The organism is Pelagibius sp. (genome assembly GCF_965227505.1).
In the GTDB taxonomy this organism is placed as follows: domain Bacteria; phylum Pseudomonadota; class Alphaproteobacteria; order Kiloniellales; family Kiloniellaceae; genus Pelagibius.
The window spans coordinates 122,054-135,358 of record NZ_OZ245757.1; the positions used below are offsets into that span (position 1 = coordinate 122,054).

13 protein-coding genes and 3 tRNA genes are annotated in these 13,305 nt (G+C 64.5%); 9 read left to right on the forward strand and 7 right to left on the reverse strand.

Features of this window, described 5'->3' with window-relative positions:
• Positions 1–359: 359 nt before the first annotated feature.
• The 4 genes from gyrA to ACO06P_RS00575 all read left to right on the forward strand — a co-directional run bounded on the left by gyrA (position 360) and on the right by ACO06P_RS00575 (position 5,380).
• A complete protein-coding gene (gyrA, locus tag ACO06P_RS00560) occupies positions 360–3,086 on the forward strand; it encodes a DNA gyrase subunit A (protein WP_420349680.1) in 2,727 nt (908 codons plus the stop codon).
• 20 nt (positions 3,087–3,106) lie between these two features.
• Positions 3,107–3,661, forward strand: a complete 555-nt coding sequence (coaD, locus tag ACO06P_RS00565) for a pantetheine-phosphate adenylyltransferase (RefSeq protein WP_420348072.1) — start codon at positions 3,107–3,109, stop codon at positions 3,659–3,661.
• 202 nt (positions 3,662–3,863) lie between these two features.
• Positions 3,864–3,939, forward strand: a tRNA-Lys gene (locus ACO06P_RS00570).
• A gap of 358 nt (positions 3,940–4,297) precedes the next feature.
• The gene (locus ACO06P_RS00575; protein ID WP_420349681.1) at positions 4,298–5,380 is read left to right on the forward strand and encodes a sensor histidine kinase; all 1,083 of its coding nucleotides are present in this window, start codon (positions 4,298–4,300) and stop codon (positions 5,378–5,380) included.
• Between the two features lie 128 nt (positions 5,381–5,508).
• On the opposite strand, the gene ACO06P_RS00580 is transcribed toward ACO06P_RS00575, so the two are convergent.
• The gene (locus tag ACO06P_RS00580; RefSeq protein ID WP_420348073.1) at positions 5,509–5,709 is read right to left on the reverse strand and encodes a hypothetical protein; all 201 of its coding nucleotides are present in this window, start codon (positions 5,707–5,709) and stop codon (positions 5,509–5,511) included.
• A 216-nt stretch (positions 5,710–5,925) separates the two neighbouring features.
• Positions 5,926–6,171, reverse strand: a complete 246-nt coding sequence (locus tag ACO06P_RS00585; RefSeq protein WP_420348074.1) for a hypothetical protein — start codon at positions 6,169–6,171, stop codon at positions 5,926–5,928.
• 363 nt (positions 6,172–6,534) lie between these two features.
• On the opposite strand from ACO06P_RS00585, the gene ACO06P_RS00590 reads away from it, so the two are divergent.
• On the forward strand, positions 6,535–6,753 hold the full coding sequence (locus ACO06P_RS00590) for a hypothetical protein (protein ID WP_420348075.1): 219 nt from the start codon (positions 6,535–6,537) through the stop codon (positions 6,751–6,753).
• 128 nt (positions 6,754–6,881) lie between these two features.
• On the opposite strand, the gene ACO06P_RS00595 is transcribed toward ACO06P_RS00590, so the two are convergent.
• The 5 genes from ACO06P_RS00595 to ACO06P_RS00615 all read right to left on the reverse strand — a co-directional run bounded on the left by ACO06P_RS00595 (position 6,882) and on the right by ACO06P_RS00615 (position 9,647).
• Complete coding sequence (locus ACO06P_RS00595; protein WP_420348076.1) at positions 6,882–7,328, reverse strand: hypothetical protein; 447 nt, start codon at positions 7,326–7,328, stop codon at positions 6,882–6,884.
• Between the two features lie 279 nt (positions 7,329–7,607).
• Positions 7,608–7,916, reverse strand: coding sequence for a hypothetical protein (locus tag ACO06P_RS00600; protein WP_420348077.1), 309 nt, complete (start codon positions 7,914–7,916; stop codon positions 7,608–7,610).
• Between the two features lie 288 nt (positions 7,917–8,204).
• Positions 8,205–8,708, reverse strand: coding sequence for a hypothetical protein (locus ACO06P_RS00605; protein WP_420348078.1), 504 nt, complete (start codon positions 8,706–8,708; stop codon positions 8,205–8,207).
• Between the two features lie 66 nt (positions 8,709–8,774).
• Positions 8,775–9,134, reverse strand: coding sequence for a TraR/DksA family transcriptional regulator (locus ACO06P_RS00610; RefSeq protein WP_420348079.1), 360 nt, complete (start codon positions 9,132–9,134; stop codon positions 8,775–8,777).
• A 279-nt stretch (positions 9,135–9,413) separates the two neighbouring features.
• Positions 9,414–9,647, reverse strand: a complete 234-nt coding sequence (locus tag ACO06P_RS00615; RefSeq protein WP_420348080.1) for a hypothetical protein — start codon at positions 9,645–9,647, stop codon at positions 9,414–9,416.
• 178 nt (positions 9,648–9,825) lie between these two features.
• Between ACO06P_RS00615 and ACO06P_RS00620 the strand changes: the two genes are divergently transcribed.
• From ACO06P_RS00620 to ACO06P_RS00635, 4 genes are all read left to right on the forward strand, one after another.
• Positions 9,826–9,912: transfer RNA gene (locus ACO06P_RS00620), tRNA-Leu, on the forward strand.
• Between the two features lie 50 nt (positions 9,913–9,962).
• Positions 9,963–10,049 (forward strand) — tRNA-Leu (locus ACO06P_RS00625).
• Between the two features lie 346 nt (positions 10,050–10,395).
• On the forward strand, positions 10,396–11,820 hold the full coding sequence (locus tag ACO06P_RS00630) for a DUF502 domain-containing protein (protein ID WP_420348081.1): 1,425 nt from the start codon (positions 10,396–10,398) through the stop codon (positions 11,818–11,820).
• A gap of 174 nt (positions 11,821–11,994) precedes the next feature.
• Entirely contained in the window at positions 11,995–13,293 is a 1,299-nt protein-coding gene (locus ACO06P_RS00635) for an acyltransferase family protein (protein ID WP_420348082.1), read from the forward strand.
• Positions 13,294–13,305 lie beyond the last annotated feature (12 nt).

Consider the following 13,305-nt stretch of genomic DNA (forward strand, 5'->3'; position numbering starts at 1 on the left):
TGCAGACCCGGGTTTTGCCAGGACGCCCGGACACACTTCCTAACTATCTGATATTCATACGAATTTTGGCGGCCTTTCGCAGGCGCGAGAGTTGTCGTGCCTGGGCTGCATTGCTATAGTCTTATGAGCGACTCGCGGGGGCCCTCCCGGGCTTCGGACCGGCTTCGGTCCAGCACTTCGGGAGACGAGGGGATCGCCCTGCGGATCGTGTGCGCTCTGTCTCTTTGCGGCCCCCTGCGGCCGTCCGTTCTTTGCCCGGGCACTGGGGCCCGGGACCGTCTCAAGGCCTTGATAACTTGTCAGATCCGACACAGCCGACCTCCGATCACGACATAACGCCGGTCACCATCGAAGACGAGATGAAGCGCTCGTACCTCGATTACGCGATGAGCGTGATCGTGGCCCGCGCGCTGCCGGACGTGCGTGACGGCTTGAAGCCGGTGCACCGGCGCATCCTCTACGCCATGAAGGAGGCCGGCTACGACTGGAACCGGCCCTACCGCAAGTCGGCCCGAGTCGTCGGCGACGTCATGGGTCAGTACCACCCGCACGGCGACAGCGCCATCTACGACACCATGGTGCGCATGGCGCAGGAATTCTCCATGCGCCTGCAGTTGATCGACGGCCAGGGCAATTTCGGCTCCATGGACGGCGACCCGCCGGCGGCGATGCGCTACACCGAGGCGCGGCTGACCCGGGCGGCGAGCGACGCCCTGCTGGCCGACATCGACGAAGACACCGTCGACTTCCAGGACAACTACGACGAGTCGACGCAGGAGCCGGTGGTCCTGCCGGCGCGCTTCCCGAACCTGCTGGTCAACGGCGCCGGCGGCATCGCCGTCGGCATGGCCACCAACATCCCGCCGCACAACCTGGGCGAGGTGATCGACGGCTGTCTGGCCACCATCGACAAGCCGGACATCAGCATCGACGAACTGATGGAGATCATACCCGGCCCCGATTTCCCGACCGGCGGCGTGATCCTTGGCCGCGCCGGCATCCGCGATGCCTATCACACCGGCCGCGGCAGCCTGCGGGTGCGTGCCAAGACCGATATTGAGGAGATCCGTAAGGATCGCCAGGCCATCATCGTCACCGAGGTCCCCTATCAGGTGAACAAGGCCCGCATGCAGGAACGCATTGCCGAACTGGTGCGCGCCAAGACCATCGAGGGCATTTCCGACATCCGCGACGAGAGCGACCGCCAGGGCCTGCGTGTGGTGATCGAGTTGCGCCGCGAGGCGGAGCCGGAGGTGGTGCTGAATCAGCTCTTCCGGCACTCCCAGCTCCAGGGCTCCTTCGGCTGCAACATGCTGGCGCTGAACGGCGGCCGGCCGGAGGTGCTGGATCTCCGGGCCATCATCTCCGCCTTCCTCGATTTCCGCGAAGAGGTGGTGACGCGGCGCACCGCCTTCCGTCTCGGCAAGGCCCGCGACCGCGCCCATGTGCTGGTCGGCCTTGCCATCGCGGTCGCCAACATCGACCCGGTGATCGCCCTGATCCGCGCGGCGCCGGACCCGGTGACGGCGCGCGAGCAGTTGATGGCCCGGCGCTGGCCGGCCCAGGACGTGGCGCCCCTGATCGCGCTCATCGACGAGCCGGGCCGGGCGGTGGAGGAGGACGGCACCTACAGCCTCTCCGAAGCCCAGGCACGGGCGATCCTGGACCTGCGCCTGCAGCGGCTGACCGGGCTGGAGCGCGAGAAGATCGCCGCCGAACTGGAAGGGATCGCCGGCGAGATCCGCGAGTTCCTGGAGATCCTTTCGTCCCGGGAGCGCCTGCTGGGCGTTCTGCGCGATGAACTGACGGACATGAAGGAGCGTTTCGCGACCCCGCGGCGCACCGTCATTCAGGAGCAGGGCTTCGAGCAGGAAGACGAGGACCTGATCCAGCGCGAGGACATGGTGGTCACCGTCTCCCACGGCGGCTACATCAAGCGCGTGCCGCTTTCCACCTATCGCGCCCAGCGGCGCGGCGGCAAGGGCCGTGCCGGCATGGCGACCCGCGACGAGGACTTCGTCAGCCAGGTCTTCGTCTGCAACACCCATACGCCGGTGCTGTTCTTTTCCTCCCGCGGCATGGTCTACAAGCTGAAGGTCTACCGCCTGCCCATCGGCACGCCCCAGGCCCGCGGCAAGGCGCTGATCAACCTGCTGCCGCTGGCGGAGGGCGAGGTGATCACCACCTTCATGCCGATGCCGGAGGACGAGGCGACCTGGGACCGGATGTACGTCGTCTTCGCGACCTCCGACGGGAACGTACGCCGCAACAAGCTCTCGGACTTCGTGCGCGTTGCGGCCAACGGCAAGATCGCCATGAAGCTGGACGGCGGCGACAGCGAACTGGTGAGCGTGCGCCCCTGCGGGCCCGACGACGACGTTCTGCTGGCCACCGCGGGCGGGCGCTGCATCCGCTTCAGCGTCTCCGACGTGCGGGTCTTCGCCGGGCGCACCTCGACGGGCGTGCGCGGGGTCAAGCTGGCCAAGGGCGACAGGGTGATCTCCATGTCCATCCTGCGCTCCGGCGAGGCCGAGAGCACGGAAGAGCGCGACGCCTATCTGCGCTATGCCACCGCACGCCGGCGCGGCGAGAACGGCAACGGCGAGTCGGTGCCCGAGAACGGCATCGATCTCTCGCCCGAACGGCTGGCCGAACTGGCCGCGGGGGAGCAGTTCATCCTTTCGGTCGCCAACGACGGCTACGGCAAGCGCACCTCGGCCTACGAGTACCGTCTGACCGGCCGCGGCGGACGCGGCATCGGCAACCTCGACCTCAGCCGTCCGGGCGGGCGGGAGTCCGGCGTCGTGGCGGCCTTTCCGGTGGCCCCGGGCGACCAGATCATGCTGGTGACCGACGGCGGCAAGCTGATCCGCAGCCCGGTCGACGATATCCGCATCGCCGGGCGCACCACCCGCGGCGTCATGCTGTTCCGGATCGACGAGCGGGAGCGCATCGTCTCCGTCGCCCACCTGCCGGAGGAAGACGACGAGGACGATAACGGCGAAGACAATACCGGTGGGGACAATGGCGGTGGAGCGGCGGACCCGGCCGCGGGCGCCGCCGAAACGCCGCCAGAGACCTCATAGCAAGAGGAGATCGAAGGACCATGAAAAAGCCTCTGGTCGGTGTGTATCCCGGCACCTTCGATCCCATAACCAACGGCCATCAGGACATCATCGGCCGGGCCTGCAAGATCCTGGACAGGCTGGTCATTGCGGTTGCGCGCAATGCCGGCAAAGGACCGCTCTTCACCATCGACGAGCGGGTGGAGATGGTCCGCGACGAGATCGCGCAGATGGAACACTACGGCGCCGAGGTGTTGGTCCACAGCTTCGACAGTCTGCTGATCAACTTCTGTCACGAGGTCGGCGCACAGGTCCTGGTGCGCGGCCTGCGCGCCGTCTCCGACTTCGAGTATGAGTTTCAGATGGCCAGCATGAACGCGCGCCTCGATGACGACATCGAGACCGTTTTCCTCATGGCCTCCGAACGCCAGCAGTTCATCTCCTCGCGCTTCGTCAAGGAGATCGGGCGTCTGGGCGGCGACATCTCCAGCTTCGTCGGCCCCCAGGTGGCGGCCCGGCTGCGCGACCGCTTCCACCTGGAGCAGGAGGATGGCAAGGCCGCGGCCAAACGCCTGCAGACCCTCAAGCAGGACTGACCAGGGATAGTCGGGCCACTCGGCCGGTGGCCGTTGAGACGAGGCCCGTTGACCGGGGCTGTCTACCAGGCCTGTCTACCGGGCCTGTTGACCGGGGCTGGGCCGGGCCTTATGGTGCGCGCGCCGTGCATTTCGGCCCGTTTCGCCGGAGTCCTAACCACACTCTGGCACCGCCCGGAACGCCGGCGATCCCGTCTCTCGGGGGCCCGTAGCTCAGTTGGTAGAGCACCTGACTTTTAATCAGGTTGTCGCAGGTTCGATCCCTGCCGGGCTCACCATCACTCCTGCGCTTTAGCCTCTCCCGGCAGCCTCCTTCGGAAGGGCTGCGCTCCGGGCCATGGACCGCGCCGCTGCGGCAAGGCCACGGTCGGCAGGAACACCGCTTTCATCAGCCAAGGCACTCCGGCTTCTTCCGCGGGATCGCTTACAGCGTCGGGCAGACCCGCATCCTGGCCGCCCTGCCGGGGGTGCGGCCATTGTCCGGCCCTTTCGACTACAAGAGTATGAAAATAGTTATTTCGTGTACTTTTCTTTACCAATCGTTATAAGTCAGGAGGCTAGGCTGATTTTCCGAATTTGTATTTTTAGCAAATACTGCAATGGCTTGGCGGTAACAGGGGTGACCTCTTGGACTTCGTGATGCGGATCGGGCGTTACACGCTGCCGAATGCAGCCGTCGACATCATCTTCGCCACCCTCGGCTTCTTGCTCGCGTTCCTTGTGGCTGGCGCCTTCGATCTGGCCGAGATGTGGCAGGACTTCGCCGAGGATCACGAAGCCTGGGAAGTGGACGAGATCCCCATTGCGGTCATGCTGCTGACGGTCTCCTTCGGCTGGTTCGCCTGGCGGCGCTGGTACGAGTTCAAGGCGGAGGCGCGGCGGCGCAAAGAGATGAACGCTCAGCTCGAGGAGGAGCTGCGCCGGCGCAAGGAGATCGAAGAGGGGCTCGTCAAGGCGCAGATGAGGGCAGAGACGGCCGACCGCGCGAAGACCCAGTTTCTCGCCAATATGAGCCACGAGTTGCGGACGCCGCTCAATGCCACCATCGGCTTTGCGGAGCTGATGGAGCGGGAAGTGCACGGGCCGATCGGCGTCGAAGCCTACAAGGACTACATCACCGATATCCGCGCATCGGGGCGCCACCTGCTCGGCATCATCAACGACATTCTCGATCTGACGAAGATCGAGGCCGGCAAGCTGGATCTCAAAGAGGAGGAATTCACACTCGAGGAGATCTCGGAGCCGGCGATCCGTCTGGTCACGCCGCTGGCGCGGGAGTACGACATCGCCCTGCCGTCCGCGCCGCTGCCGGGCTCGCTGGGGCTTTGCGGCGACCCGAGACTGGTTACGCAGATCCTCACCAACCTGCTGTCCAACGCCGTACGGTTCAGCCGTGCCGGCGGTTCCGTCCGCCTCTACAGTCAGATCGATCTGGCGGGGCGCTGCGTGCTTTCAGTCACCGACGATGGCATCGGGATGACTGCGGAGGAGATTGAGCTGGCGATGCAGCCGTTCGGCCAGGTCGACAGCGTTTTCGCGCGCAAGCGCGGCGGCACGGGCCTCGGCCTGCCTCTGGTGAAAGCGCTGACGGAGTTGCATGACGGCGAGGTGCAGGTCGAGAGTGCGCCTGACCGCGGCACCACGGTCTCGGTCGTCTTTCCCGCCGCGCGTTCCCGTGGCAACGCCGCTGTCACGGCGCCCGCCAAGGCCGCGTCCTAGCCGCAGGACTCCCTGAAGACCTCTTGGGAGGGGCTGGAGCGTCAAATCTTCTACAGTTCTGGAAGGGGAGAGGCCGCGGCGCGGCCCAGCCCAACCCAACCCAACCCAAGCTATTCCTGCCCGAAAGGTCAGTGCTTGGTGGTCCGCATCCGGGTCCAGGGCGAGCGGACGGGCCGGCGCAGGCTGCGCTCGAAGGCGGCCAGTTCGGTCGAGGAATGCTGCGCGCAGGGCAGGTGACGCCGCTCGCGGTGGGTTCCCATCGGCGGGTGGTTCTTGCGGATGGTCTCTTCCAAGCCGGTCGACCGCCAAAACATCAAATGGTTTGCCATTGTTCTCTCCCCTGATTCAGGTCTCTCACAGCCGGTCGGACGTCGTCTGCCCGTACCGATCACTCGATCCCTAGTCGCAGGCTAGCGACGTGCGGTTCACACTCTTGTGCGTATTGTCACACCCAGGGGTAAACATTCGCTTGCGGCCGATGCTCGGATTGCGGCTGGCCGGAGGGCTGGGGCAGGGGTATGGGGCAGGGGTATGGGGCGCGACGGTCAGTCGTCTTTTTTGCGCTGCAGCATCATGAGGTTCGCGGCCATGGAGACCGAACCGAAGGTGATGAAGAGTCCGAAGAACAGCAATGCCAGCACCAGGATCGGGGTGTCGCTGGAGAACGTCAGCCGGCGCAGCCCGGCAAAGTCGCTGACCAGAATGGCGGCGCCAAAGAGCGCCCCTGCAGCAATGCCGGTGGCGAGATGCCGGGCAAGAAACCCGAGAAAAGACCGGTCCTGAGGTGTCAAAGCGGCTTCCTCGCGAGGGTCGCTCGGCCATCCGGTTGCAAGAGCCCGGGTATGGGCGGCAGCCAGGGCGTTGCGGCCAGGGCGTTGCGGCCAGGGCGCTACGAACAGGGGAGAGGCCAGCGGGACGGGGCCGGCATGCTCTCCCGGAGGCTCAGGATCAGCCTCTCCGCCGTGCACTTCAAGGAGCATCTTCGGGGCCGATTGTCGCATCGCCGGAGGTGAGAAAAACCACAGTATTCGGGCTTCGGCGGACCAATACTAAGACAGGAATTTTCGCCAAATCTCGGCGGCAATTTAGTAACCGAACGTTAAAACAAGACGTGCAGGCTGTGTTGGTGCGTAGGCATGGGAGAGGTTGAAGCGATGAAAGCTCAGCAAGGCTTCGATCCGGCACAATGGATCGTCGACGCCTTTCGGGCGGGAATCTTCGCGCGTGTGAACGCCAACGGTGACCTGGCGCTTGACGTCGTCAACGCCTGCCCGCGTGAGACCGAGGAACTGCTCGGCCGTTTGAGCGGCAATTCGGAAGCCGTGATCCTGCAGATGCCCAAGCCCGACAGCGACGTCCTCTATCTGAACTGATCCCGGCCTGAACTGATCCCGGCCTGAACTGATCCCGGCCTGAACTGATCCCGGCCTGAATTGAACTGGGCCTGACCCGGCCCGGGCCTCTTCCGATACAGCCGCTGCGAACCCCGGCGTGTCCTCCGTCAGTCGACGCCGATCACGTCGATGTCGCTGTCGAGCACGAGTTGCCGCAGCGTCTTCAGTCCGATCTCCAGCTCTTCGAACTCCCGCCTCAGCAGGGCGACTTCCTCAATGGCTGTCTTGCGGCTGGCCTGACTGCGCGGCAGTTCCATCAGGGCGGCGAGATAGCGCCCCTTGGCATGGGCGGCGCGGCGCACCAGGGCTCTGATCTCACTCTGGCGCAGATTGACCAGGACCGACATCACCTCGCGACGGCCCTGCTCCTGGATGCTTTCGTCGATCTGCTCGACGAATGCGCCGGCGGAGACCTTTGGCTGCTCCGGCTCCGGCACCGCCAGGGTTTCTTCGAGCATGCGCAGCGCCTCGCGGGGTTTGCCGCTGGTCCGATGAAACCACTGCATCGCCTCGTTTGTCTGGGGGTCTGCCCGGGAGAGATCCGTGAAGGTCATGCGCGTTTCCCTGCTCCTGTCATCTGCGCTGCACGTCGCTGGACGAGCGTCCTCCGCCCGTCACTGCACAGATCAGACTTTGCAATCGACGGGCCAGTTGCGTGGGCCCGCGGCAGGCGCAGGATTCCCGGGCTCGGCCGGGCAGGCCCAGTTCCGGGCGGAGAACATTCGGTCGGGCGCGGCAAATCCTGCCGGGTGAAATCTGCCCTTGCCCGCAGAGCGGGCGGCGGGAGAACCTGAGAAGAGTGGGAGAGGCCGGCGCGGCGGCGGCCTTGGCGGTCAGTCGATGGCCAGCGAGCGCCCGTTCAGTGCCGGGTGGTCGTCATTGGCGGCCCCGGGGATTTCGAGGCGACCGTCCGGTCCGTCGGCCAGCCGCAGGACGCGGCTGCGGACCCGTTTCAGTCCGGCCCGGTTTTGGCGGTTCCGCCGGAAGCTCCGCAGGGCGCGCCAGCAAACGACCGCCATGATGATGCCCAGCCACATGTAGGGATACCACCAGGGCATCAGCACGATGAAGTCCCTGAGCAGGACATAGTAGGGGTCGGCTTCGGCGCCGGGCCCATAGATCCATTGCAGGACGTCCAACATGACGTCATCGCCTCCGCATTCTTCATACCTGAAGTGCGGCTATTATTTGGCAATGTTAAGAGAAAATCAACTAAATTTTTAGATGTTGTTAACCATGATCTCTCGAAATTCAAATAAATTTAAAATAAATCGCCGTTAAATACATGTTGTATTGTATATAATCTCTGCACAAGGCACGTTGCTGAGAAGACTCCATGGAACGCCGAACGCGGGCTTTGCGCAGCGGCCGGATCAGATCCGCTGATTTGGGCTGAATCACAAAGCTGTTTCGTCCAAACGCGGTCCGCTTCACTCGCCCAGGCCGCAGGCCCAGCGATTGAAGTCTTCCTTGGCGGGAACGCCCGCGGGCGCGGGCTCTATGTGGCTGAGGCCGAGGGTCATGAAATCGCCGGAGCCATCGATTGCGGCTACCGTGTCCACATAGTTGAGGCGCCCGCGGTAATAGAGCCGCGGTGTCTGCGGAATGACCCTGATCGGCGGCAGCTCCGAGATGTGGCCGCTTGCGCGGTCCAGCACGAAAAGCTCGACAGCCCGTCCAGCCTCCCAGAGTGTCGGTCCCAGGGTGACCAGCAGCATTTCCTCGCTCTTATAGGCGCGGGACTGGCCGTCCAGAATGTAGCCCCAGCCCCGCCAGCACTCGGTCGCCTGACCGGCGGACAGGGTCTCCGGGGGGGAACCGGGAACGCTTTGCGCCGCGGCCGGCGGACCGGCGGCGGCACAGGCTGCGATGACTGCGGCGGCCACGGCCAGGGCGCGAAGCCGGAGCGGGGTTACGAGAATGAACGGACGCACGGGCGGTTGGTTCTCAAAGGGACGGGGAGAGCGGCGGCGGGCGGCGGTTCCGAAAGCCGGCACGCATCAATCGCCGCCGGCTTTTCCTGCGCAGCCGACGCAGGTGGGCAGGGTGGGGTCGAGTTCCAGGCGTCGCAGCGGGATACGCTCGCCGCAAGTGACGCAGTAGCCGTAGTCCCCCGATTCGATGCGCTTCAGGCTGGCTTCAATGCGCTGCAGCTCCGCCTTGCGGCGGCGTTCAGCCTCCAGGGACATTGCTTGACTTTGGAGCGCATCCATTCGCGACAGCCTGCCAACCCTGGTCTGATCCAGTTCGACCGGTTTTCGGCTGTCCGCCGAGCTCGCGGCTAGATCCAGGAGCTCCCGGCGGCGCAGGATCAGGCGCGCGCGAAGAGCGGAGAGGTCCACCTGGATCGGTTCATTCATCCCGTATGATGAACCCCGCTGTTTCGCACGGCAAGGGGCTTTGCGCGGGGTGAAGTCGGCGCGGGCCCGGTGGTTTCGTGATCTGGAGAAGAGGAAGCCTGCAGGGATGTCTAGGGGGCCCCGGCCGTCTTCGGGGGTTGGTAGACATGAAGTCGTACAGGGAGGCAGGGTCCCCATCCCTGCAGGCTTACCGATCGAAGCCTAGGGGGCGGCCTCTATCTGCGGGGTGATCTTTTTGTGTCAAGCCTTAGGGTTTTCACCCTAAAGGGTTACGACTACTCACATTTCCGGTCCGCGGTGATGGTCGTCGTCGTGGCCCCGGCGGCTCGAGTAGAAGACCAGAAACATGAGGCCGCCGCCGAGCAGCAGGGAGACCAGGCAGCCCAGCGTCAACGCGATCATGCCGTGCAGGCTGATGTCGACATCGCCCAGGCTCCACCAGACGAACAGGCCGCCGATGACGGACACGAGAAGGAGACCGCCGAGCACGGCGATCAGCAAAGCTGTCTTCATAATCTGAGACGCGGTCCAGATTGACGAAACGGCGGTTTCACCCCGCGGCAGGCGGCATGGTGGACCCCGTTTCGCAGGTCCGTCCAGCCCTTTTTTCGGCACAGATTTCCGTTGCCCTTTTGGCGCAGAACGCTATAACACCCGCTCCGAGCCGGTGGCCAGGAGCCAGCGGAGACCTGCGGCTGTGGCGGAATCGGTAGACGCGCAGCGTTGAGGGCGCTGTGGGGGAAACCCCGTGGAGGTTCAAGTCCTCTCAGCCGCACCAACCCGTTTCCGGGCTCGGTTCATGCGAAGGGGCACCCCTTCATCAGCGTCGCGGCTGTGGCGGAATTGGTAGACGCGCTAGCTTCAGGTGCTAGTTTCCGTACGGAAGTGGAGGTTCGAGTCCTCTCAGCCGCACCAAGCCTTCAATCGGAAGACTTTGGGATCGCGCAGACTGCCGCCGGGCAATCCCGGCAATTGGGCGGGCTTCCTTGCCGTACCCGCCTTCGGACGCCGGTGTTAGCGCTTCCTTAGGGCTTTGACCGCAGTTTGGGGCCGAGCCGGGCCCCGCGACTCCGCCCGGGACGCGGTCTCTCTGGTACTTCCGCCCACAATGCCCATATCATGAGCCAGGTGGGGATGTGGGTCATGAGGTTGTTTGCAAGCATTCAGATGACAGGGATTCCATGTGCCGGCGCCGACTTGCGGCGCGGCCCTGTGATGCCAATTCAGCGCCTGGGTCTGGCTCGGCCGGGGGTCACCCCCCTTGTCTGACAAAACGCAGCACAGCCTGGGCACGCGCCTGCGCAACTATTTTCTGGCCGGCATCCTGGTAACCGCGCCGGCGGCGATCACCTTTTGGCTGACCTGGCGCGTCATCACCTTCATCGACGACCGCATCACGCCGATGATCCCACCGGGCTGGAACCCGGAGAGCTACCTGCCGTTCGGCATTCCCGGCCTTGGGCTCATCGTCGCCGTTCTCTTCCTGGTTCTCGTCGGCTTCCTCGCGGCCGGATATATCGGCCGCCTGGTCATGGGCATGGGCGAACGGCTGGTCGCGCGTGTGCCGGTCGTCCGTTCGGTCTACAGCTGGACCAAGCAGGTTTTCGAGACCGTGCTGTCGCAGTCCTCCTCGGCGTTCCGCGAGGTCGTGCTGATCGAGTATCCGCGCCGCGGCTGCTGGGCCGTGGGCTTCATCACCGGCGAGACCGTGGGCGAGGTGCAGAGCCTGACCGCGGATACCGTCTACAACGTCTTCATCCCGGCGACCCCGAACCCGACGACCGGCTTTCTGCTGTTCCTGCCCCGGGAGGAAGTCTACCACCTGGACCTGACGGTGGAGGAGGGGATCAAGCTGGTCATCTCCGGCGGCATCGTTGTGCCTGACCACGATCTTGAAACCACTGAAGAAGGACAGCTGTCCGGCGCCGAGGCCGCCAAGGCCCAGGTCGAGGCCTATGCCAGGAAAACCATCCGGCGGCGGCGCAAGGATAAGCCGCAGAAGACCCGGGCCGGCTTCATCACCCGGCTGCGCAACTACTTCTTCGCCGGTATCCTTGTGACCGCGCCGCTTGCCATTACCATCTGGCTGGCGTCCGAATTCGTGTCCTTCGTCGACAGCAACGTCGTGCGCTACATTCCGGCGCGCTGGAACCCGGAGACCTATCTGCCCTTCAGCCTTCCCGGGCTGGGTGTTCTGGTGGTCGTTGTCGGCCTCATCCTGGTCGGCTTCCTCACTGCCGGTTTCCTCGGCCGCTCCCTCGTTGCAAGCGGAGAGCGGCTGCTGGCCCGGATGCCGGTCATCCGCAGTCTTTACAGTGCGGTCAAGCAGATCCTGGAGACTGTGTTCAAGGAGCAGTCCCAGGCTTTCCGCGAGGTGGTGCTGCTGGAATATCCACGCGCGGACTGCTGGGCCCTGGGGTTCATCACGGGGTCGGCCGAGGTCGGCATTCAGGAACTGACGCCTGACGACACGGTCAACATCTTCCTGCCCACCACCCCCAACCCCACCTCGGGCTTCCTGCTCTTCCTGCCGCGCGGGGAAGTGCGCGCCCTGACCATGACGGTGGAGGAAGGCATCAAGATGGTGGTGTCAGGCGGGATCGTCACGCCGCCGGACCGCCGTCCCGCCGTTGTCGGCGAGGGCGACGCAGGCAGCCAGACGCCGCCCATCGCCCACAGCGGCTGACCAGCTGCATCAGCCAGCACTGCAGTTCGGAATCCCCGCGCGACCGCATCACCGCACCCAAGTCGAAGATCTTGGCGCAGAGGCGCCGCCGTTTGCAGGACCCCTTGCCGCACAAAGTGCTGCCCAGCCTCGGCTGCCAATGCTAGAACCACGGCAGCTCTAACCGAGCGGCCCGTGGGGGGCGATGAGGACAGCGACCGGGAACTGCCGGCGGGCGCAGGCATCGATGGCATGAGTACGGATGGCGTAGCCCGCGACAAGTCTACCGCGGCACATGCAGAGATCGGGGCTTGGTCCCCTGCTACGGCCGAGCCAGTTCCCCGGTTCTTGGTCCTGGACAGTTGGCGCGGGATCGCCGCCTGCTTTGTGGCGGCCTTCCATGCCGGGCCTGTCGGCCATCTGCAGGATCTTTCGCTGCTTCGGCAGGCATACTATTTCGTTGATTTCTTCTTTGTCCTCAGCGGCTTTGTTATAGCGGCGAACTATGGCAGCCGGCTCTTCGACCTTGCCTCGGTCGGCCGCTTCCTGTTGCTGCGTGTAGGCCGCCTCTATCCTCTGCATCTGGCGATGCTCACGGCCTTTGTCGGTCTGGAACTGCTCAAGTTCCTTCCGGGCCTGCAGGCCCTTGCCTTTCAGCCCCCGTTTTCCACACCGCAGACCGCGCCGAGTACCATTGCGACCAATCTGTTGCTGATTCACTCGCTGGGCATCCACCAGTTCTATACCTGGAACACGCCGAGCTGGAGCATCAGCACGGAGTTCTACACCTACGTCGTTTTCGCGGTGGCCCTGCTGCTTTTCCGCGCCCGCATGACCTGGGTTCTCATTGGCGCTCTCTTGGTCGGTCCCTTGGCCCTTGCTGCACTGCACGGCAGCCTCGGGGCGGGCTACGATTACGGGCTGATCCGATCGATCTACGGCTTCGCCGCCGGTGCTGTCGGTTGGCAGCTCTACGGGGTAATCCGGAGCCGCTGGGGGTCGCTGCCGCTGCGCCGGGTTCACTTCTCATTGCTCGAAGCGCTCGCCGTCCTGCTGGTGGCCCTTGCCATCATGGAGTCGACCTCGAGCCAGCTCTCGCTGCTGCTTCCGTACGTCTTCTGTGGAGCAGTGCTGCTCTTTGCGTTCGAAGGAGGAGCCCTGTCTTCGGTGTTGAAACACCGTGCCTTTCTGCTCCTGGGTGTCCTATCCTACTCGATCTACATGACCCATATGCTGGTTCGCCGGTTGATTCTGAAGACGGCAGACGCCGTCGAGAAACACATTGGTCTGGACGTTGTCCAACAGGCTGACGGCACCAGGATCATCGGAACGGAATTCTGGCATGGAGATCTCTACCTGCTTTCCTACCTGCTCATCGTCATCGGCGTGTCGATGCTGACCTACCGCCTGATCGAACAGCCTGCAAGAGCGTGGAGCCGTTCACTGGTGTTGAACCGTCGCGCTGCCGCGCGGCCGTCGGAGTCCGGCGCCTAGCGCGTTTGCGTG